This is a genomic window from Lysobacter sp. SCRH-1R (assembly GCF_057747855.1).
On sequence record NZ_CM173227.1, the window covers coordinates 1252396 to 1278149 of the forward strand.

23 protein-coding genes and 1 tRNA gene are annotated in these 25754 nt (G+C 67.8%); 15 read left to right on the forward strand and 9 right to left on the reverse strand.

Annotated elements, in window-relative coordinates; all coding sequences use genetic code 11:
• Positions 1 to 26 precede the first annotated feature (26 nt).
• Entirely contained in the window at positions 27 to 2105 is a 2079-nt protein-coding gene (locus tag AC3ANK_RS05710) for a S8 family peptidase (protein WP_484172359.1), read from the reverse strand.
• A gap of 662 nt (positions 2106 to 2767) precedes the next feature.
• On the opposite strand from AC3ANK_RS05710, the gene rplU reads away from it, so the two are divergent.
• The 3 genes from rplU to obgE all read left to right on the forward strand — a co-directional run bounded on the left by rplU (position 2768) and on the right by obgE (position 4618).
• Positions 2768 to 3076, forward strand: a complete 309-nt coding sequence (gene rplU / locus AC3ANK_RS05715; protein ID WP_206859467.1) for a 50S ribosomal protein L21 — start codon at positions 2768 to 2770, stop codon at positions 3074 to 3076.
• Positions 3077 to 3092: 16 nt separating this feature from the next.
• Positions 3093 to 3347: a 50S ribosomal protein L27 gene (gene rpmA, locus AC3ANK_RS05720; RefSeq protein ID WP_115840783.1), complete on the forward strand. Its 255-nt coding sequence runs from the start codon at positions 3093 to 3095 to the stop codon at positions 3345 to 3347.
• Between the two features lie 185 nt (positions 3348 to 3532).
• On the forward strand, positions 3533 to 4618 hold the full coding sequence (obgE, locus tag AC3ANK_RS05725) for a GTPase ObgE (protein ID WP_206859466.1): 1086 nt from the start codon (positions 3533 to 3535) through the stop codon (positions 4616 to 4618).
• A 121-nt stretch (positions 4619 to 4739) separates the two neighbouring features.
• Here the strand turns inward: obgE and rpsT are convergent, their stop codons facing one another.
• Complete coding sequence (gene rpsT / locus AC3ANK_RS05730; RefSeq protein ID WP_115840781.1) at positions 4740 to 5009, reverse strand: 30S ribosomal protein S20; 270 nt, start codon at positions 5007 to 5009, stop codon at positions 4740 to 4742.
• A gap of 137 nt (positions 5010 to 5146) precedes the next feature.
• Between rpsT and murJ the strand changes: the two genes are divergently transcribed.
• The 8 genes from murJ (at position 5147) to radA (ending at position 14796) form a co-directional block, all read left to right on the forward strand.
• Positions 5147 to 6739, forward strand: a complete 1593-nt coding sequence (murJ, locus tag AC3ANK_RS05735) for a murein biosynthesis integral membrane protein MurJ (RefSeq protein ID WP_484172846.1) — start codon at positions 5147 to 5149, stop codon at positions 6737 to 6739.
• A 61-nt stretch (positions 6740 to 6800) separates the two neighbouring features.
• A complete protein-coding gene (locus AC3ANK_RS05740; RefSeq protein WP_484172360.1) occupies positions 6801 to 7751 on the forward strand; it encodes a bifunctional riboflavin kinase/FAD synthetase in 951 nt (316 codons plus the stop codon).
• A 72-nt stretch (positions 7752 to 7823) separates the two neighbouring features.
• The gene (gene ileS, locus AC3ANK_RS05745; protein ID WP_484172847.1) at positions 7824 to 10637 is read left to right on the forward strand and encodes an isoleucine--tRNA ligase; all 2814 of its coding nucleotides are present in this window, start codon (positions 7824 to 7826) and stop codon (positions 10635 to 10637) included.
• On the forward strand, positions 10637 to 11143 hold the full coding sequence (gene lspA, locus AC3ANK_RS05750; protein ID WP_484172361.1) for a signal peptidase II: 507 nt from the start codon (positions 10637 to 10639) through the stop codon (positions 11141 to 11143). The genes ileS and lspA overlap by 1 nt, the downstream gene beginning before the upstream one ends.
• Positions 11144 to 11153: 10 nt before the next feature.
• The gene (gene ispH, locus AC3ANK_RS05755) at positions 11154 to 12104 is read left to right on the forward strand and encodes a 4-hydroxy-3-methylbut-2-enyl diphosphate reductase (protein ID WP_484172362.1); all 951 of its coding nucleotides are present in this window, start codon (positions 11154 to 11156) and stop codon (positions 12102 to 12104) included.
• A gap of 136 nt (positions 12105 to 12240) precedes the next feature.
• Positions 12241 to 12316 (forward strand) — tRNA-Thr (locus tag AC3ANK_RS05760).
• Between the two features lie 712 nt (positions 12317 to 13028).
• Positions 13029 to 13316 (forward strand): hypothetical protein, encoded by a 288-nt coding sequence (locus AC3ANK_RS05765; RefSeq protein ID WP_206859448.1) that lies wholly within the window; start codon positions 13029 to 13031, stop codon positions 13314 to 13316.
• A 76-nt stretch (positions 13317 to 13392) separates the two neighbouring features.
• On the forward strand, positions 13393 to 14796 hold the full coding sequence (radA, locus tag AC3ANK_RS05770; protein ID WP_484172363.1) for a DNA repair protein RadA: 1404 nt from the start codon (positions 13393 to 13395) through the stop codon (positions 14794 to 14796).
• A gap of 3 nt (positions 14797 to 14799) precedes the next feature.
• Here the strand turns inward: radA and AC3ANK_RS05775 are convergent, their stop codons facing one another.
• From AC3ANK_RS05775 to AC3ANK_RS05805, 7 genes are all read right to left on the reverse strand, one after another.
• Positions 14800 to 15246 carry a hypothetical protein gene (locus AC3ANK_RS05775; RefSeq protein ID WP_206859440.1) on the reverse strand — a complete coding sequence of 149 codons (447 nt, stop codon included), beginning with the start codon at positions 15244 to 15246 and terminating at the stop codon, positions 14800 to 14802.
• Between the two features lie 49 nt (positions 15247 to 15295).
• Positions 15296 to 16147: a formyltetrahydrofolate deformylase gene (purU, locus tag AC3ANK_RS05780; protein ID WP_484172364.1), complete on the reverse strand. Its 852-nt coding sequence runs from the start codon at positions 16145 to 16147 to the stop codon at positions 15296 to 15298.
• A 239-nt stretch (positions 16148 to 16386) separates the two neighbouring features.
• On the reverse strand, positions 16387 to 17943 hold the full coding sequence (locus AC3ANK_RS05785; protein ID WP_242525032.1) for a DHA2 family efflux MFS transporter permease subunit: 1557 nt from the start codon (positions 17941 to 17943) through the stop codon (positions 16387 to 16389).
• Positions 17944 to 18154: 211 nt separating this feature from the next.
• Positions 18155 to 19345: an EmrA/EmrK family multidrug efflux transporter periplasmic adaptor subunit gene (locus AC3ANK_RS05790; RefSeq protein ID WP_484172365.1), complete on the reverse strand. Its 1191-nt coding sequence runs from the start codon at positions 19343 to 19345 to the stop codon at positions 18155 to 18157.
• A complete protein-coding gene (locus tag AC3ANK_RS05795) occupies positions 19342 to 20874 on the reverse strand; it encodes an efflux transporter outer membrane subunit (protein WP_484172366.1) in 1533 nt (510 codons plus the stop codon). Before AC3ANK_RS05795 ends, AC3ANK_RS05790 begins: the two co-directional genes overlap by 4 nt.
• A 2-nt stretch (positions 20875 to 20876) precedes the next feature.
• Positions 20877 to 21335 (reverse strand): MarR family winged helix-turn-helix transcriptional regulator, encoded by a 459-nt coding sequence (locus AC3ANK_RS05800; protein ID WP_484172367.1) that lies wholly within the window; start codon positions 21333 to 21335, stop codon positions 20877 to 20879.
• A gap of 100 nt (positions 21336 to 21435) precedes the next feature.
• The gene (locus AC3ANK_RS05805) at positions 21436 to 22227 is read right to left on the reverse strand and encodes a cytochrome C assembly family protein (RefSeq protein WP_484172368.1); all 792 of its coding nucleotides are present in this window, start codon (positions 22225 to 22227) and stop codon (positions 21436 to 21438) included.
• Between the two features lie 119 nt (positions 22228 to 22346).
• Between AC3ANK_RS05805 and ffh the strand changes: the two genes are divergently transcribed.
• The 4 genes from ffh to trmD all read left to right on the forward strand — a co-directional run bounded on the left by ffh (position 22347) and on the right by trmD (position 25693).
• On the forward strand, positions 22347 to 23714 hold the full coding sequence (gene ffh, locus AC3ANK_RS05810) for a signal recognition particle protein (protein WP_484172369.1): 1368 nt from the start codon (positions 22347 to 22349) through the stop codon (positions 23712 to 23714).
• Positions 23715 to 23985: 271 nt separating this feature from the next.
• A complete protein-coding gene (rpsP, locus tag AC3ANK_RS05815) occupies positions 23986 to 24243 on the forward strand; it encodes a 30S ribosomal protein S16 (protein WP_115840765.1) in 258 nt (85 codons plus the stop codon).
• A gap of 37 nt (positions 24244 to 24280) precedes the next feature.
• Positions 24281 to 24820, forward strand: coding sequence for a ribosome maturation factor RimM (gene rimM, locus AC3ANK_RS05820; RefSeq protein WP_484172370.1), 540 nt, complete (start codon positions 24281 to 24283; stop codon positions 24818 to 24820).
• Positions 24821 to 24898: 78 nt separating this feature from the next.
• Positions 24899 to 25693 carry a tRNA (guanosine(37)-N1)-methyltransferase TrmD gene (gene trmD, locus AC3ANK_RS05825; protein ID WP_206859418.1) on the forward strand — a complete coding sequence of 265 codons (795 nt, stop codon included), beginning with the start codon at positions 24899 to 24901 and terminating at the stop codon, positions 25691 to 25693.
• The last annotated feature ends 61 nt before the right edge of the window (positions 25694 to 25754 follow it).

Here is a 25754-nt window from a genome sequence, read left to right on the forward strand (position 1 = left end):
CCCGTCTTGCTGTACTTCCAGACCGCTTACCGGTGCGAGGCGTACTCGATCTCGACCGGATCCGCGCACTCCTGCGTGCCGTTGTTGCACAGCTTGTAGCTCATCGTGCCGCTGCCGATGACGCGGAACGTATCCGTCGCCGTGCCGTTGTTCCTCACGGTCTTGAGGATCGCGCCATTGCGGTAGATGTCGATGTTCCGCTTGCCGTGCGTCCAGTTCAGCTTCACCTGGGTGCGGTGGTTGGCGAGCTGGATGGCGTCGGCTTCCACCGAACGCGGCCAGTTCGCATCGACGAAGCTCGGATACAGCGACACGCCGGCGGCGTTGCTGTAGCCGCGGACCGTCACGTACCAGGTGCCGCCCTGCGGGGCCGGGAAGAAGCAGTTCTCGTTGTTGCCGCCGGCGAACGGACGGCAGTCGTACGCGGTCGTGGTCGGCTCGGCGCCGCGGCGCACGTACATATCGGCATCGCCGGTGCCGCCGTACATCGCGAACAGCAGGTTCGACGCGCCGTTGGGCACCAGCAGCTCATAGCGCACGGTGTCGCCGGCCAGCACTTCGATGCCGGTGACGGTCACGCCGTTCTCCAGCTCGATGGCCGGCGGCGGCGGCGGCGGCGGCGGGACGTCCGGCGGCAGCGGTTCGTCGCCGTTCGCGACGGCCACGGCGTAGCGCGCGTCGATGATGCCGGCACCGCACCACTTGTTGTAGCCGCAACCGGTGGCGAAACCGCCCGACGCGTAGGCCGTGTTCTCGAGGATCTTCTTGATCTCGTCCGGCGTCTTCGGCGTCGCCGCGGCCGACTGCATCAGCGCGACCACGCCGGCCACATGCGGCGCCGACATCGAGGTGCCCGCGTACCACGCGTAACCTTCGGCACCCTGGCCCTGCGCGCCGAGGTTCAGCGTGGACAGGATGTTGTCCTCCGCCGGCGTGTAGCCCGAACCGCCCGGCGCGGCCACGTCGACGACGGTGCCGTAGTTGGAGAAGTCGGACAGCTCGCCGGTCGGGCCGACCGACGCGACGGTGATGACGTCGTTGCAGCTCGCGGGGGAATAGCCCGCCGCATCGGCCGACGAATTGCCGGCGGATACGACGACCGTCGTGCCCCGCGCCTTCGCCGCGGTGTAGGCCGCCTGTTCGGCGACCGAGCACGCGCCGCCGCCGCCGAGGCTGAGGTTGATCACTTCCGCCGGCGTCGCGTTGTCCGGCACGCCCGCGACGGTGCCGCCGGACGCCCAGGTCACCGCGTCGATGATGTCGGACTCGTAGCCGCCGCACTTGCCCAGCACGCGCACCGGCTGCACCTTCGCGCCGAACGCCACGCCGGCCACGCCTGCGTTGTTGTTCGTCGCCGCCGCGACCGTGCCGGCCACGTGCGTGCCGTGCCAGCTGCTGTCCTCGGGGATGCCGAAGATGTTGCATTCGCCGTCGTGCCAGTCGCCCGGATCGTTCGGGTCCGCGTCGCGGCCGTCGCCGTCGACGCTGACTTCGGTGTCGATGATGAAGTCGTAACCCGCCACCGTCTGCGCGTTGAGTTCCGAATGCGGCGTGATGCCGGTATCGAGCACCGCGACCACGATGCCGTCGCCGGTCGCCAGGTCCCACGCGGGTTCGGCGTTGATGCCGCCCGGGCCGTCCTTGTAGTGCCACTGCTGCGCGTACAGCGGATCGTTCGGCACCATCATCGGCTTGCGCAGGCGGTCGGGCTCGACCGCGAGCACGTTCGGATCCTTCATCAGTTCGATCGCCAGCGCCTTGCTGGCGGCGCTGTCGAGCTTGCGGTCGGTGCGGATCAGCGAGCTGCCGGTGGCGAGCGTGCGCATCGGCGCGATGCCGAGGTTGAGGTTCTTCGCTGCGGTGGCGAAGCGCTGGTTCGTCGCGGCGATGCCCAGCCGGCGGGTCCCTTCGCGATAGGTGACGATGAAACGGTCGAACTGCTGCGGCTGCTGCTTCGCGGCCTTCGCCGCCTGCGGCGAAAGCGTCGAGACCTTCACCTTGTTGGCGACGGGCAGCTTCCCGCCCGAGTAGGCCGCCGGCGCGGCGATGAGCGCGGTGGCGACGGCGAGGGCGGTCCACTTCAGGGTGCGTGCTTTGCGGGTCATGTCAACGTCCTTTGTTGGCTGCTGCAGGAACGCCCGGCGCCTCCCCCTGCGCGGCGCCGGGTGCGAGTCCGCGACGGTCGATCCGGCGCGCGACTTGGGTGGGTGCGCGCGTACGAACGCCTTCCGGGCGTCGTGCGCGTGCACGCGGATGGGGAGGAATGCGGGAAGTGCCAGCCACGCGGCAGGCGGAGGAGGGCGGTGCGGCATCGGGCGCGTCGCCCGACGGAGCGCCATCGCCCGGGCAGGCGGACGGGATCATGTCTTCCGATGACATCAGGGCGTGCGAAGGCACAGCGACTGCTCCCAGGCCCGCGCATCCGGCGCCGGCCGATCGAGTTGGCTGGACGTGGACGGAGCCCTGTAGCCGTCCACGTCGGCCGACCGTAAGGGAACTGTCGAAACGCCGCAAGAGGTTCGTAAGTGCTAACAAAATCAATACGTTGCTGAACGCGGGACAGAGTGTGGCGGGGGTCTCGGTTTGAAGCCCCGGCCCCGGAATCGCCGACGGTTCCGCGCGATCATGGGGATCGCCGGAAGCCGCGTCGCTCCCCGGCGAAGCGACCGTCGGACTTGCTCCAACTCCCTGAAAGCCCTACAATTCCGCTTCTGTCCGCCCGCCTCGGGTGCGGCAGCGACCAAAATAACTACAGAGGAATCTGGTCATGTACGCAGTTGTAGTCACCGGCGGTAAGCAATACCGCGTGATGCAGGGCGAAACCCTGCGCGTCGAGCTGCTCGATGCCGAAGTCGGCAGCGAGATCAAGCTGGACAACGTCCTGATGCTGGGCGGCAGCGATGGCGTGAAGGTTGGCGATGCCCTGAAGGGCGCGTCGGTCTCCGCCAAGGTCGTCGGCCACGGCCGCGCCGACAAGGTGCGCATCGTGAAGTTCCGTCGCCGCAAGCATCACCGCAAGCAGATGGGCCACCGTCAGCATTACACCGAAATCGAAATCACCGGCATTGCCGGCTAAGTAAGGAGAAGCAGCCATGGCACACAAAAAGGGCGTAGGTTCCACCCGTAACGGCCGCGACTCCAACCCGAAGTACCTGGGCGTGAAGATCTACGGCGGCCAGGCCATCGAGGCCGGCAACATCATCGTTCGCCAGCGCGGCACCCAGTTCCATCCGGGCGCCGGCGTCGGCCTGGGTCGCGACCACACGCTGTTCGCGCTGGTCGACGGCAAGGTCGAGTTCTCGACCAAGGGTCCGAAGAAGCGTCGCACCGTCAGCGTCGTCGAGTAATCGCCGAACGCTGTCCGCGAAGGGCCCCGCTTCGGCGGGGCTTTTCGTTTCGGTCTGCCGGGAATGGAGAATCGGGAATCGCAGAAGCGAAATTCCTGCGATTCGTTGCCTCCCTGCTCCCGAGCAGCCACGATGCTTTGCATCAGACGATTCCCGATTCTCCATTCCCGATTCCCGGCACCCCCATGAAACTCGTCGACGAAGCCGAAATCCAGGTCAGCGCAGGCAACGGCGGCAACGGCTGCGTTGGTTTCCGCCGCGAGAAATTCATCCCGCTTGGCGGCCCCGATGGCGGCGACGGCGGCGATGGCGGCAGCGTGTGGCTGCTGGCCGATGAAAACCTCAACACGCTCGTCGACTTCCGTCACCAGCGCCAGTTCCGCGCCAAGCGCGGCGAGAACGGCATGGGCCGCCAGATGTACGGCAAGGCCGGCGACGACCTGGTCATCACCGTGCCGGTCGGCACCGTCGTGACCAACGTCGAGACCGACGAAGTCATCGGCGACCTCACGCGCCACGGCGAACGCCTGCTGGTCGCGAAGGGCGGCAAGGGCGGGCTGGGCAACATGCATTTCAAGAGCTCGGTGAACCGTGCGCCGCGCAAGGCGCTGCCGGGCCTGCCGGGCGAGGAGCGCGTGCTCAAGCTCGAACTCAAGCTGCTCGCCGACGTCGGCCTGCTCGGCTTCCCGAATGCCGGCAAGAGCACGCTGATCCGCGCCGTGTCGGCGGCGACGCCGAAGGTCGCGGACTATCCGTTCACCACGCTCTATCCCAACCTCGGCGTGGTCAGCGTCGAGCCGCATCGCAGCTTCGTCATCGCCGACATTCCCGGCCTGATCGAAGGCGCGGCGGAAGGCGCGGGCTTGGGCACGCAGTTCCTCAAGCATCTCCAACGCACGCGCCTGCTGCTGCACCTGGTCGACATCGCGCCCGCGGGCGGCGTGTACGACGAAGGCGCGGAGGAGGGCGTGAGCCCGGCCGACCAGGTGCGCGCGATCGAGCGCGAACTGGAGAAGCACGACCCGGAATTGTTGAACAAGCCGCGCTGGCTCGTGCTCAACAAGGCCGACCTGTTGCTGGAGGAAGAGCAGCAGGCGGCGGTGAAGGCGATCCTCGACGAACTGGGCTGGAAGGACCGCTGGTACCTGGTGTCCGCGATCGGCCGCGAAGGTACCTGGCCGATCATGCTCGACGTCATGACGTTCTTCGACCGCCAGCGCGAAGCGGCGCTGGAAGCCGAACGCGCAGGCGAGGGCCATGCCGCACCGTGACGCCTTCGCGCAGGCAACAAAAAACCCGGCATCGGCCGGGTTTTTGTTTGCTGCCTGGAGTGCCTTGGGCGAAGGCGCCATGCGGCGCCGCGCCGTGGACTCCCGTCCCCGTTACGCCGTATCAGGCGGCCTTGAGGGCCTTGATGCGGGCGTTCAGGCGAGCCTTGTGGCGGGCAGCCTTGTTCTTGTGGATCAGGCCGCGCGAGCTGAAGCGATCGAGGATCGGCTGCGCGACGGCGAAGGCGGACTCGGCGCCGGCGGCGTCGTTCTCGCCCAGGGCCTTGAGCACCTTCTTGACGGCGGTACGCAGCATCGAACGCTGGCTGGCGTTGCGGGCATTGCGGACCACGGTCTGCTTGGCGCGCTTCTTGGCGGACTTGATGTTGGCCACGGCGAATTCCTGGAAACTGTAAGTGAAGAGGGTCTGGGGACAATTAGACCAGAAAGTATGGAGGATTCAGTGGGTTGCGTCAACAACAACGCCGGCGGCCGCCGGACTCCGGGAGGGCGGGCTTGAGCGCGCCGAAGATGCTGAAAGGGCTGCTCTCGTTCAGCAGCATGACCATGGTCTCGCGCGTGCTGGGGCTGGTCCGCGACATCGCCATCAACCAGGTCTTCGGCGCCAATGCCGGTACCGACGCGTTCTGGGTGGCGTTCCGCATCCCGAATTTCATGCGGCGCCTGTTCGCGGAAGGTTCGTTTTCGACGGCGTTCGTGCCGGTATTCACGGAAATCAAGGAAACCCGCCCGCACCAGGACCTGAAGGAACTGGTCGCCCGGGTGTCCGGCACGCTCGGCGGGATCCTGATGGTGCTGACCGCGCTGGGGCTGATCTTCACCCCGCAGATCGCGGCGGTGTTCACCCCGGGCTCGCTCGACGACACCCACAAGTTCGGCCTGACCGTCGACCTGCTGCGGCTGACCTTTCCCTTCATCCTGTTCGTCTCGCTGACCGCGCTGGCGGGCGGCGCGCTGAACAGCTTCCACCGCTTCGGGCTGCCGGCCTTCACGCCGGTGATCCTCAACCTTTTCATGATCGCCGGCGCGCTGTGGCTCGCGCCGCACCTTGAAGTGCCGATCCTCGCGCTGGGCTGGGCCGTGCTGGCGGGCGGCATCGCGCAGCTGGTGTTCCAGTTGCCGGCGATGCGCAAGCTCGATCTGCTCACGCGGCCGAAGTGGGGCTGGAGCCATCCCGACGTGCGCAAGGTGATGCGCCTGATGGTGCCGACACTGTTCGGCTCGTCGGTGGCGCAGATCAACCTGCTGCTCGACACGGTGATCGCCTCGCTGCTGTTCGTCGGTTCGCAGACGTGGCTCTCGCAGGCCGACCGTTTCCTCGAGCTGCCGCTGGGCGTGTTCGGCGTGGCGCTGGGCACGGTGATCCTGCCGGCGCTGTCGCGGCACCACGTCAAGACCGATACCGAAGGGTTTTCGAAAGCGCTCGACTGGGGCCTGCGCACCACGTTGCTGATTGCGATGCCGGCGATGCTCGGCCTGATGTTCCTGGCCGAACCGCTGGTGGCGACGCTGTTCCAGGGCGGCAAGTTCACCGCGTTCGACACGCGCATGGCGGCGATGTCGGTGTTCGGCCTGAGCTTCGGCCTGCCGGCCTTCGCGCTGGTGAAGATCGTGCTGCCGGCGTTCTATGCGCGCCAGGACACGCGCACGCCGGTGCGCGCGGGCATCGCCTCGCTGATCGCGAACATGGTGCTCAACGTGGTGTTCCTGTGGGTGCTGTACCTGCTGTGGACCACGCCCGAGGTGCGCGCGCAGGGCGTGTTCGCCGCGCTGGAACGCACGCCCGGCCTGCACCTGGCGCTGGGTTTCGCGAGCGCCGCGGCGAGCTACCTCAACCTCGCGCTGCTGTGGCACTGGCTGCGCAAGGCCGGCGTGTACGAACGCCAGCCCGGCTGGCTGCGTTACCTGATGCGCCTGCTCGTCGCGTGCGCGGCGATGTCGGCCGCGCTGTGGGCGGGGCTGCAGTGGGCGCCGGCGTTCACGCAGATCGGGCAGTGGGCGCGCGTGGGTTACCTCGCGGTGCTCGTCGGCGGCGGTGGACTGGTCTACCTGCTGGCGCTGCTGGCGCTGGGCTTCCGTCCGCGCGATCTGCGCGAGCACTGAGCCGGCCGTGGACCGTACGCCCAGCCTTGGAGACGGGCCTTGCCGGCTATACTTCGGACCGATGAGCAGGCTGTTTCGTGACGTCGAAGGCGGGCCCCGGTGCCCGCACGGCAGTGTGGTCTGCATCGGCGCATTCGACGGCCTGCACCTGGGCCACCAGGCGCTGGTGCGCCACGCGCTCGCCCGCGCGCGCGCGCTCGACGTGCCCTGCGTGGTGCTGAGTTTCGAGCCGCTGCCGCGCGAGTTCTTCGCGCCCGACGATCCGCCGCCACGCCTGATGCTCCCGCGCACGAAGGCCGGGCGCCTGTTCGCGATGGGCGTCGACCAGCTCGGCCTGCTGCGTTTCGACCGTCGCCTGAGTTCGCTCACGGCGCAGGAGTTCGTGCGCCAGGTGCTGGTGCATCGCCTGTCCGCGCATGAAGTCTGGGTCGGTCCGGAGTTCCGCTTCGGCAAGGCACGGAGCGGCGACATCGACGTGCTGCAGGCGATGGGGCTGGAGCACGGTTTCGTCGCAGGCGAAATCGAACCGGTGATGCTCGATGGCGAGCGCGTGTCCGCCACGCGCATCCGCCAGGCGCTGCGTGCAGGCGATTTCGCGACCGCCGAACGTTTCCTCGGCCGCCCGTATTCGATCGCCGGCCACGTCGTGCCCGGCAAGCAACTGGGTCGCACGCTCGGCTTTCCCACCGCGAACCTGCGTTTTGGTGGCCGGACGCCGGCGCTGTCGGGCATCTACGCCACGTGGGTGCACGGCGTGGGCGACACGCCGCGCGCGTCGGTGTCGAGCCTGGGCACCCGGCCCACGGTGGACGGCGTCGAGCCGCTGCTGGAAGCGCATCTTTTCGATTTCGATGGCGATCTGTACGGGCGCCGCATCGAAGTCGAGTTCGTCGCGAAGCTGCGCGATGAACTCAGGTTTTCCGATCTGCCGGCACTGACCGCGCAGATGCATCGCGACGCCGAGCAGGCGCGCGAGATCCTCTCCAAAGAACAACACCACGCCTTCGCCTGAGCGCCGCTTGTGACCGCCCAAGACCCGAACCAGTACAAAGCCACCCTGCACCTGCCCGCGACGGAATTCCCGATGCGCGGCGACCTGCCCAAGCGCGAACCGGAAACGCTCGCGCGCTGGGAAAGCGAAGGCCTGTACGCGCGAATCCGCGAGAAGGTCGGCAAGCGCGAGCGCAGCTTCGTGCTGCACGACGGCCCGCCGTACGCCAACGGCGCGATCCACATCGGCCACGCGGTCAACAAGGTCCTCAAGGACCTGGTGGTGAAGTCCAAGCTGATGGCCGGCTATGACGCGCCGTACGTGCCGGGCTGGGACTGCCATGGCCTGCCGATCGAGCACCAGGTCGAGAAGAAGTTCGGCAAGGTCGGCGAGAAGCTCGACGCCGCCGCGTTCCGGCAAAAGTGCCGCGAATACGCCGCCGAGCAGATCGACCTGCAGCGCCGCGACTTCAAGCGGCTGGGTGTGGTCGGCGACTGGGAACAGCCGTATCGCACCATGGATTTCCGCTACGAGGCGGACATCATGCGGTCGCTGGCGAAGATCGTCGAGCGCGGCCATCTGGTGCGCGGCGCGAAGCCGGTGCACTGGTGCTTCGATTGCGGCTCGGCGCTGGCCGAAGCCGAGATCGAATACGCCGACAAGCAGTCCTGGGCGATCGACGTCGCCTACGACGCGCGCGATCCGCAGGCCGTGGCACGCCTGTTCGGTGCCAGCGCGGACGACGGCGTGCGCGTCGCGATGCCGATCTGGACCACCACGCCGTGGACGCTGCCGGCGAGCCTGGCGATCAGCGTTGGCCCGGAACTCGACTACGTGCTGGTCGAAGGGCCGAACACGCCCGATGGCGGCCGGCGTCTGCTCGTGCTGGCCGAGGCGCTCGCCGGCAAGGCGCTGTCGCGTTACGGCGTGGACGAGGTGACGATCCTCGGCCGCGCGCTGGGGCGCGATCTCGAGAATGCGCTGATGGCGCATCCCTTCTACGCCGAGCGCGACATCCCGGTGCTGGTCGGCGACCACGTCTCCGCCGAAGACGGCACCGGCATGGTCCATACCGCGCCGGGCCACGGCCCGGACGACTACACGATCGGCCTGAAGTACGGCCTGACCGACAAGTACACCGCCGCGCAGATCAACCCGGTCGATGCGAAGGGCGTGTACCTGCCGACCACGCCGCCGGCCGACGGCGTCGTGCTCGCCCGCCTGCACCTGTGGAAGGCGAACGACATCCTCGTCGACGTCGTCCGCGCCAGCGGCCACCTGCTGGCCGCGCACAAGCTCACGCACAGCTACCCGCATTGCTGGCGTCACAAGACGCCGGTGATCTTCCGCACCACGCCGCAGTGGTTCATCTCGATGGAGCAGGCCAACCTGCGCCGCGATGCGCTCACCGAGATCGGCAAGGTCGCGTGGGTGCCCGAGTGGGGCGAGGCGCGCATCTACAACATGATCGAAGGCCGCCCGGACTGGACGATCTCCCGCCAGCGCTACTGGGGCGTGCCGATCGCGCTGTTCTTCCATCGCGAGACCGGCGAGATCCACCCGCGTTCGCCCGAGCTGATGCGCAAGGTCGCCGAGAAGGTCGAGCAGACCGGCGCCGATGCGTGGTATGCGATGACCGCCGAGGAACTGCTGGGCGATGAAGCCTCGCAGTACGAGAAGGTCACCGACATCCTCGACGTCTGGTTCGACTCCGGCGTGAGCCACGAGTGCGTGCTCGCACAGCGTCCGCAGGACGGCCTCTACAAGCCGGCGGATCTCTACCTGGAAGGCTCCGACCAGCATCGCGGCTGGTTCCATTCCTCGCTGCTCACCGGCGTGGCGATGGACGGCGTCGCGCCGTACCGCCAGGTGCTGACGCACGGTTTCACCGTGGACGAGCAGGGCAAGAAGATGTCCAAGTCGCTCGGCAACACCGTCGAGCCGCAGAAGGTCATCAACGCGATGGGCGCCGACGTGCTGCGCCTGTGGATCGCCTCCACCGACTACCGCAACGAGATGTCGGTGTCGGACAACATCCTCAAGCGCACCTCGGACGTCTATCGCCGCATCCGCAACACGGCGCGCTTCCTGCTGGCGAACCTCAACGGTTTCGAGCCGGCGACGCACCTGCGTCCGTTGGAGGACATGGTCGCGCTCGACCGCTGGATCGTGCATCGCGCCGCCGAACTGCAGGACCGCATCGCCAGCGCGTACGAGCGCTACGACTTCGCCGAGATCGTGCAGGCGCTGTCGAACTTCTGCTCGGTCGACCTGGGATCGCTGTACCTCGACGTCACGAAGGACCGCCTCTACACGATGCCGGAGGACTCGCGCGGCCGCCGTTCGGCGCAGAGCGCGATGTACCGCATCGCCGAGGCGTTCGTGCGCTGGATCGCCCCGATCCTGGCGTTCACCGCCGACGAGATGTGGCGCCACCTGCCGGCCGTCACCGAGCACGGCCCGCGCGAGGACAACGTCCTGTTCGTCACCTGGTACGACGGCCTGGCGCTGCTGCCGGAAGACGCGGCGCTGTCGGCGGAGGATTTCGACCGCCTGCTCGTGCTGCGCGAGGAAGTCAGCAGGACGCTGGAGCCGATGCGCGCGGCCGGCGAGATCGGCGCGGCGCTGGAGGCCGAGATCTCGCTTCGCGCCGGCGTCGCCGACCAGAACTGGCTGGCGCCGTTCGCCGATGAACTGCGCTTCCTGTTCATCAGCGGCGACGTGGAAGTGGTGGCCGACGACGCCATCAAGGACATCGCCGTGCTCGCCGCGCCGACGACCAAATCCAAGTGCGTGCGCTGCTGGCAGTATCGGGCCGACATCGGCAGCGATGAGACGCATCCGCAGCTGTGCGGCCGCTGCGTGATCAACCTTGCCGGCGACGGCGAACACAGGGAGTGGTTCTGATGGCGCCGGTCCGCCCCAACGCGCTGCCGTGGCTGCTCGTCTCGGTGGCGGTGATCGTCCTCGACCAGGCCACCAAGATGTGGGTGCTCGGCTCGCTGCCCGAGTACACCGCGATCCCGGTCATCGACGGCTTCTGGAACTGGTACCGCACCTACAACACCGGCGCGGCGTTCAGCTTCCTCAGCGATGCCAGCGGCTGGCAGAAGTACTTCTTCGTCGTGCTGGCGGTGGCGATCAGCGGCCTGCTGGGCTGGTGGCTGAGCCGCACGCCGCGGCGCGACTGGAGGAGCGCGCTGCCGTACGCGCTGGTGATCGGCGGTGCGCTGGGCAACGTGATCGACCGCCTGATGCACGGCCACGTGGTCGATTTCATCCAGTGGTACTGGCGCGATTACTACTGGCCGGCCTTCAACGTGGCGGATGCGGCGATCGTCGCCGGCGCCGTCGGCATCGCCCTGTTCGGGCTGTTCAGCAAGCCGGCGTCGGCTTCCAGCAGGCGCCGGTAGAATAAGTCTCATGGAAGTCCTCCTCGCCAATCCCCGTGGTTTCTGCGCCGGTGTCGACCGCGCCATCGAGATCGTCAAGCGCGCCATCGAGACCCTCGGTGCGCCGATCTACGTGCGCCACGAAGTGGTGCACAACCGCTTCGTGGTGGACGACCTGAAGCATCGCGGCGCGATCTTCGTCGAGGAGCTCGACGAGGTGCCCGACAACGCGACGGTGATCTTCAGCGCGCACGGCGTCGCCCGTGCGGTGCGGATGGAAGCCGAGCGTCGCGGGCTGAAGGTGTTCGACGCGACCTGTCCGCTGGTGACCAAGGTGCACCTGGAAGTCGCGCGCCACTGCCGCGCCGGTCGCGACGTGGTGCTGATCGGGCACGAGGGCCATCCGGAAGTGGAGGGCACGATGGGCCAGTGGCGCCGCGAGGCGGGCGCCGGGCGCATCTACCTGGTCGAGGACAGCGAGGACGTCGCCGCGCTGCACATCGACCAGCCGGAAAACGTCGCCTACACCACGCAGACGACGCTGTCGGTGGACGACACCCGCGGCGTCATCGAGGCCCTGCGCGCGAAGTTCCCGGCGATCCAGGGCCCGAAGAACGACGACATCTGCTACGCCACGCAGAACCGCCAGGACGCCGTGCGCGAACTGGCCGCGCGCTGCGACCTGGTGCTGGTGGTCGGCTCGGTCAACAGCTCCAACTCCAACCGCCTGCGCGAGCTGGCCGAGCGCGAAGGCGTGGAGGCTTACCTCATCGACGGCGCGATCGAGATCGACCCGAAGTGGGTGGCCGGCCGCCAGCGCATCGGCGTCACCGCGGGCGCATCCGCACCGGAGGTGCTGGTGCGCGGTGTGATCGACCGCCTGCGCGAGTTGGGCGCCGCGCACGTGTCCGACCTCGACGGCGAGCCGGAGAACATGGTCTTCGCCCTGCCGAAGGAACTGCGGCTGCAGCTGGTGGACTGAGGGTGTGCTGGCGGGGCATGTCGCCCGGGCGCATGGACCGGGTACGTTGACCGAAAAGCGCCCCCGCCCTAGAATTCCCGTCTTCGCGGAGCTCCCTCCGGCCCATCGGCCAGGCAGGCGCTTCGCGGCAAGATCCGCCGGAATAGCTCAGTTGGTAGAGCGGCGCATTCGTAATGCGTAGGTCGCAGGTTCGACTCCTGTTTCCGGCACCAGATTTTTTAGAGCCCCGCTTCGGCGGGGCTTTTTTTTGCGCTGGATATCAAATCAGTGCATGCCAGCGAACCTGCGCGAACTCATAATAAATTATTTAAATTCAATGAGTTATCTTGACATTTGGTTCGCTTGTTCGCTAATATCGCGGCCATGTTGGATGTGCCAGGGCGTATCCAGCAACCAGGTCCTTTGGATGCGGAGCGGTAGCTGTTCGCTTCTGCCTGTGCCTTACGTTCGAAAGCCTGCTCCCTGGAACAGGCATTGCAATCTTCGCCTTGCAGTTCATCGCTGGCGAAATCATCGGACACACAATTACAGGAGGCTTCATGAAGAAAACAGTCAGCGTATTAACCAGTGGTATCCGCAAGGTTTCTGACCTTGCAAACAAGCACCTTCACCCCCTTTGGATGAAAACCAGAGATTCGACCATCGCAGTAAACCGCGGGGTCACAGGTATGGCGCGAACTGGTTTCCGTAACGCCTAGCAACGGGTGGCTCATGAGCCACCCGTTCTCTTTTGATGGATGCGCGTTCGTATTCCGAGAGTTCCGAGATCCACATCCGGAAAAGCACACCGCGCCTGAACTCCTCCATCACACCCGACGCCTGAACGATTCATCTCCCGGCAATCTGATGTTCACCGTTTTTTAGCGGCGCCATCGCCACCATGCCGCCAGTTTTTTTCGACAGGGGCAGGAGCAGGTGTCGAACATGCAGGTGGACGTCTTCGTGGTGGGACAGAACGAAGGTTTCGTGGTGGCGCCGTGCGGCACGCGGCTACCCGGCGACGAGATGGCGGCGCTGGGCGACGTGCGATTCGGCTGGTCGGTGGACAGCGACCACGTGGTGCCGAAGCTCGACTGGATGGGCATCGTCAAGGACATCGACGCGCGCGGCTACAGCATCGTGCCGCACGGCGACGTGGGTGGCCTGCTGGGCCTTCCACAGCACGAACTGACGGCGCATTACCCCGAGCGCCACATCCGCTACGCCGCGTAGCGTTCAATCGCCCGCGTCTCGCCTTCCGCGACGTGGGCCGGGTAGAGTGCCGGCAGTCTCGTCGCCGCATTCCCCCATGTCGAAACCCGCGAAATCCGCCTCCAAAGCCCGCACCGCCTACGTATGTTCCGAATGCGGCGCCGACCACAGCAAGTGGCAGGGCCAGTGCGGCGAATGCGGGGGCTGGAACACGCTGGGCGAATTCGTCGTCGAACCCGCCGCGAAGGCAGGCGCCAGCGTCGCCGCGAGCCGTCGCGGCAGTTGGGCCGGCAAGGCCGACGCGCCCACCGTCACCGCGCTGCGCGACGTGCGCCACACCGAGGAAGACCGCGTCAGCACCGGCATCGGCGAGTTCGACCGCGTGCTCGGCGGCGGCCTGGTGCACGGCTCGGTGGTGCTGGTGGGCGGCGATCCGGGCATCGGCAAGTCCACGCTGCTGCTGCAGGCGATCAGCAAGATGGCAGGCACGCTGCCCGGCCTGTACGTCACCGGCGAGGAATCGCTCGCGCAGGTGGCCGGTCGCGCCGCGCGCCTGGGCGTGCCGGTCGATGGCGTGCATGCGCTGGCCGAGACCGGCGTCGAACGCGTGCTCGAACATGCCGCGAAGATGCGTCCGGGCCTCATCGTCGCCGACTCCGTGCAGACGCTGTGGACCGAAGAACTCAGCGCCGCCCCGGGTTCGGTGAGCCAGGTGCGCGAAAGTGCGGCGCGCCTGGTGCGTTACGCGAAGGAAACCGGCACCGCCGTGTTCCTCGTCGGTCACGTCACCAAGGAGGGCGGCATCGCCGGCCCGCGCGTGCTCGAGCACATGGTCGACGCGGTGCTGTATTTCGAGGGCGAGAGCGGCAGCCGTTTCCGCGTGTTGCGCGCGTTCAAGAACCGCTTCGGCGCGGTCAACGAACTGGGCGTGTTCGCGATGGGCGAGAAGGGCCTGCGCGAAGTGCCCAATCCCTCGGCGATCTTCCTCTCCGGCAGCCAGCGTCCGCAGCCGGGCAGCTGCGTGATGGTCACGCGCGAAGGCACGCGCCCGCTGCTGGTGGAAGTGCAGGCGCTGGTCGATGCCTCGCCACTGTCGAACCCGCGTCGCGTCGCGGTCGGCATGGAAGGCAACCGTCTGGCGATGCTGCTTGCGGTGCTGCATCGCCACGGCGGCATCGGCGTGGGCGACCAGGACGTGTTCGTGAATGTGGTAGGCGGCATCCGCGTGCAGGAAACCGCCGCGGACCTGCCGGTGCTGCTCGCCGTGCTGTCGTCGCTGCGCGATCGGCCGCTGGCCGAGCAGACCGTCGCGTTCGGTGAGGTCGGTCTGTCGGGCGAGATCCGCCCGGTTCCCAACGGCGAGGAGCGCCTGAAGGAAGCCGCCACGCACGGCTTCAAGCGCGCGATCGTGCCGAAGTCGAATGCGCCCAAGGGCGGGCGCGTCGGCGAAATGGAAGTGATCGCGGTGGAGCGGCTGGCGGACGCGCTCGAACAGGCGTGAGGCTCAGGCCTCGATCGCCTCCCCGAACGCCAGCATCTGCGCGCGCGCGTCGTCGGTCAGCGCGGCGCGCATTCGCGCCTCGTCCAAGCGTCGCACGATCCAGCGCGGCGCCAGCTCCGACGCATGTGCGTCGAGCGTGCAGATCGCGAGGAAATAGCTCGGCCCCGGTCCCGCCGCGTACCACAGCGAATCCCAATGCGCCGGGCCTGCGCGCGCGCCGAGCGACGGATCGGGTTCGTCGAGCTGGTAGGCGATCTTCACCACGGTGAGCGCTTCGCCCATCACCGGCCCGGCCGGCGTGGGAAAGCAGAGGGCGTCGAACGCGGCCTGCAGGCGCAACGCTTCGCGCTGCAGGAGGAGGCGGTGCCACAGCACGATCCAGCCCACGAGCACCGTCGAAACGATGACGGTTCCCAGCCAAATCGCGATGATCCAGCGTGCGGCGCCCATGGCCGCACCTTACCCAACGCATGTGTGCGTGCGGCGAAAGCGCGTTCATTCACACGGCGAATACCACCGTGCGATGGCCGTTGAGCAGGATGCGGTCGTCGAGCCAGTAGCGCAGCGCCTGCGCGAGCACGCGACGTTCGATGTCGCGGCCGATGCGGACGAGGTCGTCGGGCGTGTCGTGGTGGCTGACGCGTTGCGTGTCCTGTTCGATGATCGGGCCTTCGTCGAGGTCGGCGGTGACGAAATGCGCCGTCGCGCCGATCAGCTTGACCCCGCGCGCATGCGCCTGGTGGTACGGCCGCGCGCCCTTGAAGCCGGGCAGGAACGAGTGGTGGATGTTGATGCAGCGTCCGGCGAGCGTGCGCGCCAGTTCCGCCGACAGCACCTGCATGTAGCGCGCGAGCACGACGAGTTCGGTGCCGGTGTCGTGGATCAATGCGGCCAGCGCGGCTTCCTGTTCGTGCTTGCGACCTTTTTCCACCGGAAGGTGGTGGAAGGGAATGCCGTCGAAATCCAGATGTCGGTAGGTCTCGCGCGGATGGTTGGCGACGACGGCGGTGATCGCCATCGGCAATTCGCCGATACGCCAGCGGTACAGGACGTCGGCGAGGCAGTGGTCGAACTTTGAAGCGAGCAGCATCACACGACGCGGTTCGCTGCGATCGCGCAGCGACCATTCCATGCGGAACGCCTGCGCGAGCGCATCGAAGCCCTCGCGCACCTGCGCGTGCGCTTGCGGCGCGAGCGCGAACACGGTGCGCATGAAGAAGCGGTCGGTTTCGCGGTCGTTGTACTGCTGCGCTTCGAGGATGTTGCCCTCGAACCGCAGCAGATGCCCGGTGACGGCATTGACGATGCCCGGGCGATCGGGGCAGGAGAGGGTGAGGACGTAGTGGGGCATCGGGGTGGGAGGATGTCCGATGACCCTTACAACGGCGTGGATCGCCGTGGGCGGCCTATGTGGAATGGGATCTTGGTGCGCTTCCTGCGGGCGTCCTGGGAAGGACGGTCATCTCGCGCTGGCGGTGCCGCCCTTGCAGCCCGGGTCAGCGAAGCGCACCCGGGGACTGTCACGCCCAACCCGGGTGCGCTTCGCTTACCCGGGCTACAAAGGCTACAAGCGCTGAAAAGGCATGAGCCTCAATGCCCACCCGCCGCCGCGCCGCCCACCTTCGCCGAGAACGGCGGCCTGGCGAACCAGACGAACACGATCACCACCAGGAACAGGATGCCCAGCAGGTGGAAGATCTCGTTGAAGCCGATCTGCACCGCCTGCTGCGAGATCATCTGGTTCATCACCACCGCGCCGCGCTGCAGGTCGCCCTGGCCCAGCGAGGTCACGGTCTGCTGCATCGCCGGATCGTAGGCGCCGATGTTCTCGGTCAGCCGCGCATGATGGATCGTGCTGCGCTGGTTCCAGGCCCACGTCGTCAGCGACGCCGCGAAGCTGCCGCCGAGCGTTCGCACGAACGTCGCCAGGCCCGAACCCGCCGCGATCTCATGCGGCTCCAGGTCCGACAGCAATATCGTCAGCACCGGCATGAAGAACAGCGCCACGCCCAAGCCCTGCCACAACTGCACTTCGGCCACGCGTGCGAAGTCCACGTCGAGGTTGAAGCCGGAGCGGTAGAAGCTGGTGGCCGCCATCACGATGAAGGCGAATGTCGCCAGCATGCGCAGGTCGAACTTCGACGCGTACTTGCCCACCAGCGGCGTCAGCAGCACCGGCAGGATGCCGATGGGCGCGCTGGCGAAACCGGCCCAGATCGGCGTGTAGCCCAGGTTGCGCTGCAGCCACAGCGGCACCAGCAGGCCGACGCTGAAGAACGCTGAGTACGCCATCACCATCGCCGCCGTGCCGCTGGCGAAATTGCGATGGCGGAACAGGCGCAGGTTGACGATGGGGTCCTTCTCGGTGAGTTCCCAGATCACGAACACCGCCAGCGCGATCACCGCGATCACCGTCAGCCACACGATCTTGGTCGAGTTGAACCAGTCCTCGTCGTTGCCCAGGTCGAGCATGATCTGCAGCGCGCCCACGCCCAGCACCAGCGTCGCCAGGCCGATGTAGTCCATCTTCGGCTTTTCCAGCTTCTCCGGGCGACCCTTGAGCTGCCGCCCGACGACGATGCTGGAGAAGATGCCGATCGGCACGTTGATGAAGAAGATCCATTCCCAGCTGTAGTTGTCGGTGATCCAGCCGCCGAGAATCGGGCCCGCGATCGGCGCCACGACCGTCACCATCGCCAGCAGCGCGATCGCCTGTCCGCGTTTGTGCGGTGGATAGATCGAGATCAGCAGCGCCTGCGTGACCGGGTACATCGGGCCGGCGACGAAGCCCTGCAGCGCACGCGCGGCGACCAGCAGGCCCATCGAGTTCGCCAGGCCGCACAGCAGCGAGGCAATGACGAATGCGAGCGTCGCCCAGGTGAACAGCTTGCGCTCGCCGAAGCGGCGCGTGAGGAAGCCGGTGAGCGGCAGCGCGATCGCGTTGCTCACGGCGAAGGACGTGATGACCCACGTCGCCTGGTTCGCGCTCGCACCGAGGTTGCCGGAAATGGTCGGCAGCGAGACGTTGGCGATGGTGGTGTCGAGCACCTGCATGAACGACGCCAGCGCGAGGCCGACGGTCGTCAACGCGATGTTGGGCGGACGGAAGGCGGTCTTGGGCGGTTCCGGCGTGACCGGCAAACCCATTTCCTCTTCCTGTTGCGCGATGGTGGACATGGCGTCGTCTGGAGGTGTGCGACGCGAGCGGCTCGCGACGCGTCGTGGGAAGAAGGGCCGTCATTCCCGCGAAGGCGGGAATCCTGCGACGTTCGGGGGAGGGATCGGTCGGCAGGCCCCCGCTTTCGCGGGGATGACGGCAAAGAAGACGTGGAGCGTTGCGCGCATCGATGCGCGCCGATCAACCGTGGCGCGTGCCCGGCAGGTTCTCGCGGATCACCTTGTCGATCAGCGCGTTCGCATCGTTGAGCTGCTTTTCGTACGCGGCGGTGGTGAACAGCGGCTTGTCGTTCCTGCGCGCCGGCACGAGCACGGGGCCGGCCTGGTCGCGCACGGTGACGTCCACGTTCATGCTCAGGCCCAGGCGCAGCGGATGATCGGCAAGCTGCTTCGGCTCGACTTCGATGCGCACCGGCACGCGCTGCACGATCTTGATCCAGTTGCCGCTGGCGTTCTGGGCCGGCAGCAGGGAGAACGCGCTGCCCGTGCCCATGCCGAGCGAGACGACCTTGCCGTCGTATTCGACGTCGCTGCCGTACAGGTCGGCGTGCACCTTCACCGGCTGGCCGATGCGCATCTTCGCCAGCTGCGTTTCCTTGAAGTTCGCCTCGACCCACAGCTGTTCCAGCGGAACGATGGTCATCAGGTTCACGCCCGGCTGCACGCGCTGGCCAAGCTGCACTTCGCGCTTGGCGATGTAGCCCGACACGGGCGCGACGATCGCGGTGCGCTGCAGGTTGAGGTACGCCTGGCGCAGCTGCGACGCGGCGGCGGCGACCTGCGGCTGCGTGCCGACTTCGGTGGCATCGACCAGCGCACGGTTGCGCGAGAGGTTGCCGCTGGAGGCACGCAGGCCGGCTTCGAGGACGGCGAGTTCGTTGCGTGCATGCGCGAGTTCTTCCGCCGACACCGCGCCGTTGCCGACGAGGCCTTCGCGACGCTTCAGGTCGGCGCGCGCACGCGCGACCTGCGCTTCGCGAGCGGCGAGATCGGCCGCGCCCGCATCGACCGCGCTGTACAGGCCGCGCACCTGGCGCACGGTGTTGGCGAGGTTCGCCACGGCCTGGTCGTAGGCGACCTGCGCGTCGTTCGGATCCAGGTGCACCAGCGGCTGGCCGGCTTCGACCTTCATGCCGTCGTCGGCGTCGATGCTCACCACAGTGCCCTGCGTCTGCGGGACGATGCTGACGACGTTGCCCTGCACGTAGGCGTCGTCGGTGTCTTCGTGGAAACGCGCGACGAGCAGGTACCACGCCGCCCAGCCGATGCCCGCCAGGGCGACCACGGCGGCGAGGATCGTCAGCGCCTTCTTGCGCTTGCCATTGGACTGCGGCGCAGCCGCCTTCGCATTGGGATTGTGTTCGGTGGTCATGGCGTGGGGGCCTTGGCGATGTCGGAAGTGGAGTCGGAGGTGGGAGCCGTCAGGACCAGGCCGCCGCCGAGCGCGCGGTCGAGGTCGATGGACGCGGCGAGCCGCTGCGCGCGCAACACCGTCAGCTGGCGATCGCTGTCGAGCAGCGGACGCTGCGCGGCGAGCACGTCGAGCTGCGTGCCCAGGCCGGCCCTGTAGCGCTGCGTCGCGATGTCCCACGCGCTGCGCGCGGCATCGCGCGCCCGCGTGGCGGAGGCGATCTGCGCGTCGAGCGAACGCGCCGAATGCACGGCGTCGGCGACTTCGCGCAGCGCGCCGACCAGCGACTGGTTGTAGTTGGCGACCGCGAGGTCGTAGGTCGCATCGCTGCTGGCGAGGTTGTTGCGCAGCCGGCCGCCGTCGAAGATCGGCAGGCTGATCGCCGGGCCGCCCTGCAGCAGCAGCGCGTCGCTGCCGAACAGGTCGCCGAGGTTGCCGGCGGCGACGCCGGCCATCGCGCTCAGGTTGATGGTCGGATAGAACGCGGCCTTGCTCGCCTTGATGCCGTGCTGCGCGGCTTCCACGCGCCAGCGCGCGGCGACCACGTCGGGGCGGTGGCCCAGCAGTTCGCTCGGCAGCACCGACGGCAGCGTCGGCGTGGCGGCGTGCAGGATCATCGGACGCGCGATGTCGCGACCGCGATCCGGGCCCTTGCCCAGCAGCGCGGCGAGCGCGTTGCGCGTCACTTCGATCTCATGCTTGCTGGCCTGGATCTGCTGCTGCGCGCTGGCGACGGCGCTTTCGGCGTTGCGGATCTGCAACTGGTTGTCCAGGCCCGCGGCGACGCGCTGGCGACCGAGTTCGAGCAGGCCGCTGGCGCGGTCGAAATCGGCCCTGGCGACGTCGTTCGCATCGAACGCCTGCGCCAGCGCGACATACGTGCGGGCGATGCCGGAGGAGAGCGTCAGGCGCGCGGCCTGCGCATCGACTTCCGCCGCGCGCGCCTGGCCGAGCGCGGCCTGCCACTTCGCGCGTTCGCCGCCCCACAGGTCGAAGGTGTACTTGAAGTTGAGGCTCAGCAGGCCGACGCCCTGGTAGGAACCGCCAAGCGGCTCGGGCGCGACCGTTTCGGGCAGTTGGAGGCCGGAGTACTGCGCGCTCGCGCCGAGCGTCGGCTTGCGTTGCGCATCGGCGAGTCCGGCCTGCGCGACGGCCTGGCGCAGGCGCGCGTCGGCGGCGGCGAGGCTCGGCGTGCCCTGCAGCGCTTCGACGATCAGCGAGTCCAGCTGCGCATCGCCGAGCGTGGTCCACCAGTCCTGCGTCGGGAAGGCCGCATCGGACACCGCGACGCCGGACAGCGAGCGCTGCGCCTGCAGGCTGTCCGCGTCGAGCGGGCGGCCTTCCGGCGCGAGGCCGCGCGAACTGGCGCAGCCGGCCAGGACCAGCGCGCTCGCCAGGGCGATCGCGAGCGTGGCGGCGGCTTTCGGAGACGTACCCGTCGAAAGCACGGGCTTCAGCCCGCGGAGCGGGCGAGGATGGGAAAGGGCCATGGTCAGGTGTCGGAAAGGGAAAGGTTGTCGCGGACCTGCTCGAGCATCCGCATGAGCTGCTCGCGTTCGGCGTCGCTCATGCCGTGCATCGCACGCTCGCGCACGCGCTGGCCGCACTGGTTCACGTCCAGCCACATCGCGCGTCCGGCCTCGGTGAGCTGGATGTTCACCGCGCGGCGATCGGCCGGGTCGGCTTCGCGCGCGATCAGGCCGCGCGCTTCGAGCTTGTCGAGCAGGCGGGTCATCGCGCCCGGGTTGAGCTCGGCGGCGCGCGCAAGGTCGGTGACGCCGTGCGGGCCGTCGGAGAGCTTCTTCAGCGCGATGTACTGGCTGAAGGTGAGTTCATGGCCGGCGACGCCCAGCTCGTGCTCCATGCGCGCCCACATCGCATCGCGGACCTGCCGGAAGAGCAGTCCGAGCGTGGAGCCGCTGCAGGCGGACGGAGGACGGGAGCGCGACATGGCTGCGCATGTTCTTCGCCTGGGCAATATTTGTCAATGCAAATATTGTTTCAGCAAACGAAACGGGTTGTCGTCGCACGAGCAACAACCTGAATGGGGCTCAGGTAGGTTGGCGCAGGATCAATTCCAGGACGAACTTGCTGCCGAAGAAGGCGAGGATCAGCAGCGCCATGGCGGCCAAGGTCCAGCGGACGGCCACCGCGCCGCGCCAGCCGTAACGCCAGCGGCCGAGCAGCAGCCCGCCGAACAGCAGCCACGACAGCACGCTCAGTACCGTCTTGTGCACCAGGTGCTGGGCGAACAGGTTTTCCACGAACAGCAGGCCGGTCAGCAGGGTCGCCGTGAGCAGGGCGAAACCGACGGCAATGGTCCGGAACAGCAGGCTCTCCAGTTCCACCAGCGGCGGCAGGGCGCGCAGCCAGCGGTGGAATTCGCGCCGGCGCAGGGCGCGTTCCTGCGCCCACAGCATCACCGCCAGCAGGGCGGCGATCGCCAGCGTCGCGTACGCCAGCAACGCCAGCCACGCGTGCAGTTGCAGGCGCCAGTCGAGCCGTTCGCCCAGCACGTGGCCGTGGTGGTGGTAGCCGAACAGCGCCAGCGCGGCGATCGGGAACACGATCACCCCCAGCGCCGCCATCCGCCCGCCCGCGCCGACCAGCGCGGTGAGCGCCGCCATGCCGAGCCCGACCAGCGACAGCGCCGCGTAGAAATGCATGTCCGCGCCGCCGCTGGCATGCCAGGCGAGCAGGTGCGCGAGCCCGTGCAGCGCCACGCCACCCACCGCCGGAACCAGCCACAGGCGCGATGGACGGGGCGGTTCCTGCCGCACGCCGCCGACGAGCAGGGCGGTCGCGACCAGATACAGGACGATGGCGATGAGAACGATTGTCATCGCGGCAGTGTCGCACAGCGGCGAGACGAACCGCATGGGCCGGATGCGCACCGGGTCGCAGTGCGCGAAGGGCTATACTTCGCGGCCCAGTTTTCTGCTTCCGACCAGGTCGCGTCCGCATGTTCGAATCCCTGACCCAGCGCCTTTCCGGCACCATCGAGCGCCTGCGCGGCCGCGGCCGCCTGACCGAGGAGAACATCCGCGAGTCGCTGCGCGAGGTGCGCATCGCCCTGCTGGAGGCCGACGTCGCGCTGCCGGTGGTGCAGGCGCTGATCGAGCGCATCAAGGTGCGTGCGGTCGGCCAGGAAGTGCTGAAGTCGCTCACGCCCGGCCAGGCGCTGATCAAGGTCGTGCGCGACGAAATGACGGCCGTCATGGGCTCGCAGGCCGCCGACCTGAACCTCAACGTGCCCGCGCCGGCGGTCATCCTGATGGCCGGCCTGCAGGGCGCGGGCAAGACGACCACCGTCGGCAAGCTCGCCAAGCACCTGAAGGAAAAGCGCAAGAAGAAGGTGATGGTGGTGTCCGCCGACGTGTATCGCCCGGCGGCGATCGAGCAGCTCAAGACGCTCGCGCAGCAGGTCGACGTGCTGTTCTTCCCCTCGAGCGCGGACCAGAAGCCCGAAGCGATCGTTAAGGCCGCCATCGACGACGCGAAGAAGTCCTTCGTCGACGTGCTGCTGGTCGACACCGCCGGCCGCACCAGCATCGACGAAGCGATGATGGCCGAGATCAAGGCGCTGCACGCCGCGGTCAAGCCGGTCGAAACACTGTTCGTCGTCGACTCGATGACCGGCCAGGACGCGGCCGTCACCGCGAAGCATTTCGGCGAAGCGCTGCCGCTCACCGGCGTGGTGCTCACCAAGACCGACGGCGACGCGCGCGGCGGCGCGGCGCTGAGCGTTCGCTACATCACCCAGCGCCCGATCAAGTTCATCGGCGTGGGCGAGAAGCCCGACGGCCTGGACGTGTTCCACCCCGACCGCATCGCCAGCCGCATCCTCGACATGGGCGACGTGCTGTCGCTGGTCGAGCAGGTCGAGCAGCAGGTCGACAAGGACAAGGCGCAGAAGCTCGCCGAGAAGGTCGCCAAGGGCAAGAAGTTCGACCTGAACGACATGAAGGACCAGCTCGAGCAGATGCAGAACATGGGCGGCATCCACGGCCTGATGGACAAGCTGCCGGGCATGGGCCAGATCCCCGACCACGTGAAGAACCAGGTCACCGGCAAGGAAGTGCCGCGCATGGTGGCGATCATCAATTCCATGACGAAGAAGGAGCGCCGCAACCCGAGCCTGCTGAACGGCTCGCGCCGCGCCCGCATCGCCAAGGGCGCCGGCCTGACCCCTGCCGACGTCAACAAGCTGATGAAGCAGTACCAGCAGATGGAAAAGATGATGTCCAAGCTGGCCGGCGGCGGCATGAAAGGCCTGATGCGCGGCATGAAGGGGATGATGGGCGCGCGCGGCGGAATGCCGTTCCGCTGATTTTCCGGCTTTGCCGGAAAATCCCCCAAGGTTTGCTGCGCAAACCTCGGGCCCCGCGGCGCGCTTCCATACCCCATTCGCGCCTTCGGCGCGAATCGCCCCCTAACTAAGGGGGCTGGAAAGGCGTCGTTGTCGCCAGGTCCCGGGCGTATCGCTGGTCCGCGGCCCTGAACGGGCTCGGCGGCGGGGTTTCCCGAGCGCAATCAACCCTTTATACTTGCCGACTTACCCTGCCATTCCGGCAGCTGGGCAACACAGGAACTACCGAACCATGGTCAAGATTCGTCTCGCTCGCGGCGGCGCCAAGAAGCGTCCCTTCTACCACGTCATCGTCACCGACAGCCGCAACGCCCGTGACGGCCGCAACATCGAGCGCGTGGGCTTCTACAACCCGGTCGCCCAGGGCGCCGAGAAGCGCGTTGAGCTGAACGTCGAGCGCGTGCAGCACTGGATCAAGAACGGCGCGCAGCTGACCGACAAGGTCGCCGTGCTGTACAAGGAAGCGGCCAAGGCCGCGACCGCCGCCTGATCCGCGGGCCGCGCCCCCGCGCGCGGCCAGACCGATCATGACGGGCGCCTCCTCGGAGCGCACCGGATCCCAAGAGCGTCGGGTCCTGCTTGGCAGGATTTCCGGCGCTTTTGGCATCAGGGGCGAAGCGAAACTGGAAAGCTGGACGGAACCGCGCGATGCGATCTTCCGTTACCAGCCGTGGATCCTGCGCGACCCGCAGGGCAGCGAACGCGAACTGCGCGGCGTGCGCGGCAGGCAGAGCGGCAAGTACACCGTCGCCACGTTCCCGGACATCACCGACCGCGACGCCATCGAGGCGATGCGCGGCACCGAGATATACGTGCCGCGTTCGGCGCTCCCGCCGCCGAGCGAAGGCGAGTACTACTGGGTCGATCTGGAAGGCCTGCGCGTGGTAACCACCGAAGGCGTTCCGCTCGGCACCGTCTCGCACCTGTTCGCCACCGGCGCAAACGACGTGCTGGTCGCGCGCGACGACGAGCGCGAACGCATGATTCCCTTCGTCCAGCCGCAGTACGTCACGTCCGTGGATTTCGAGGCGGGGGTGGTGACGGTGGATTGGGACCCTGACTTCTAGTGAAGCGTGGAGAGGAGCGGGCAACTACGCTGCGGCTCGTTTCTCGTTTCTCGTTCTTCGTCTCTCGTTTCCAGCCCCATGCGCATCGACATCATCAGCCTCTTCCCCGATTTCGTCGCGCAATGCGCGGCGTTCGGCGTGGTCGGCCGGGCGGTCGAGCGCGGGCTGCTGTCGGTGCACGGCTTCAATCCGCGCGATTACGCCGAAGGCAATTACCGCCGGGTCGACGACCGTCCGTTCGGCGGCGGCCCGGGCATGGTGATGCTGGTCGATCCGCTGCGGGCGAGCCTTCGGGCCGCGCGCGAAGCCGATCCGACGCCGGCGAAGGTCGTCTACATGAGCCCGCAGGGCGCGCCGCTCACCCAGGCCAAGGTGCGCGAGCTGGCCGGTCGCGAGCGCCTGATCCTGCTGTGCGGCCGGTACGAGGGCATCGATGAGCGGCTGATCCAGGCCGAGGTCGACGAGGAAATCTCCATCGGCGACTACGTCCTGTCCGGCGGCGAGCTGGCCGCCGCGGTGATCGTGGACGCCGTGGCGCGGCTGCGCGAAGGCGTGCTGGGCGACGCCGAGTCCGCCGTGCAGGACAGCTTCGAGGGCGGCCTGCTGGACTGCCCGCACTACACCCGGCCGGTCGAGCACGAACTGGGCACCGTCCCCGAGGTGCTGATGTCCGGCAACCATGCGGAAATCGCCAAATGGCGGCGGATGCAGTCGCTCGGCCGGACCTGGCAGCGTCGCCCGGACCTGCTGGACGAGGCGGCCCTGTCGAAGGCCGACCGCAAGCTCCTGGACGCCTACCGGGCCGCGCTGGTCGCCCGGGAGGCCGCCGGGACGGTCTCCGAGCCGGCCGCGGACGCCCCCGAAGCGCCGTAACCGCTAGCCACGCAAGGAAAAATGCCGCTATAATCCGCGGCTTCCATTCGTTCCACCCATG

Coding starts and splice junctions, on each gene's coding strand:
- AC3ANK_RS05710 (WP_484172359.1), bottom strand. CDS start 2,105: ATGACCCGCAAAGCACGCACCCTGAAGTGGACCGCCCTCGCCGTCGCC.
- rplU (WP_206859467.1), top strand. CDS start 2,768: ATGTACGCAGTTGTAGTCACCGGCGGTAAGCAATACCGCGTGATGCAG.
- rpmA (WP_115840783.1), top strand. CDS start 3,093: ATGGCACACAAAAAGGGCGTAGGTTCCACCCGTAACGGCCGCGACTCC.
- obgE (WP_206859466.1), top strand. CDS start 3,533: ATGAAACTCGTCGACGAAGCCGAAATCCAGGTCAGCGCAGGCAACGGC.
- murJ (WP_484172846.1), top strand. CDS start 5,147: ATGCTGAAAGGGCTGCTCTCGTTCAGCAGCATGACCATGGTCTCGCGC.
- AC3ANK_RS05740 (WP_484172360.1), top strand. CDS start 6,801: ATGAGCAGGCTGTTTCGTGACGTCGAAGGCGGGCCCCGGTGCCCGCAC.
- ileS (WP_484172847.1), top strand. CDS start 7,824: ATGCGCGGCGACCTGCCCAAGCGCGAACCGGAAACGCTCGCGCGCTGG.
- lspA (WP_484172361.1), top strand. CDS start 10,637: ATGGCGCCGGTCCGCCCCAACGCGCTGCCGTGGCTGCTCGTCTCGGTG.
- ispH (WP_484172362.1), top strand. CDS start 11,154: ATGGAAGTCCTCCTCGCCAATCCCCGTGGTTTCTGCGCCGGTGTCGAC.
- AC3ANK_RS05765 (WP_206859448.1), top strand. CDS start 13,029: ATGCAGGTGGACGTCTTCGTGGTGGGACAGAACGAAGGTTTCGTGGTG.
- radA (WP_484172363.1), top strand. CDS start 13,393: ATGTCGAAACCCGCGAAATCCGCCTCCAAAGCCCGCACCGCCTACGTA.
- AC3ANK_RS05775 (WP_206859440.1), bottom strand. CDS start 15,246: ATGGGCGCCGCACGCTGGATCATCGCGATTTGGCTGGGAACCGTCATC.
- purU (WP_484172364.1), bottom strand. CDS start 16,147: ATGCCCCACTACGTCCTCACCCTCTCCTGCCCCGATCGCCCGGGCATC.
- AC3ANK_RS05785 (WP_242525032.1), bottom strand. CDS start 17,943: ATGGGTTTGCCGGTCACGCCGGAACCGCCCAAGACCGCCTTCCGTCCG.
- AC3ANK_RS05790 (WP_484172365.1), bottom strand. CDS start 19,345: ATGACCACCGAACACAATCCCAATGCGAAGGCGGCTGCGCCGCAGTCC.
- AC3ANK_RS05795 (WP_484172366.1), bottom strand. CDS start 20,874: ATGGCCCTTTCCCATCCTCGCCCGCTCCGCGGGCTGAAGCCCGTGCTT.
- AC3ANK_RS05800 (WP_484172367.1), bottom strand. CDS start 21,335: ATGTCGCGCTCCCGTCCTCCGTCCGCCTGCAGCGGCTCCACGCTCGGA.
- AC3ANK_RS05805 (WP_484172368.1), bottom strand. CDS start 22,227: ATGACAATCGTTCTCATCGCCATCGTCCTGTATCTGGTCGCGACCGCC.
- ffh (WP_484172369.1), top strand. CDS start 22,347: ATGTTCGAATCCCTGACCCAGCGCCTTTCCGGCACCATCGAGCGCCTG.
- rpsP (WP_115840765.1), top strand. CDS start 23,986: ATGGTCAAGATTCGTCTCGCTCGCGGCGGCGCCAAGAAGCGTCCCTTC.
- rimM (WP_484172370.1), top strand. CDS start 24,281: ATGACGGGCGCCTCCTCGGAGCGCACCGGATCCCAAGAGCGTCGGGTC.
- trmD (WP_206859418.1), top strand. CDS start 24,899: ATGCGCATCGACATCATCAGCCTCTTCCCCGATTTCGTCGCGCAATGC.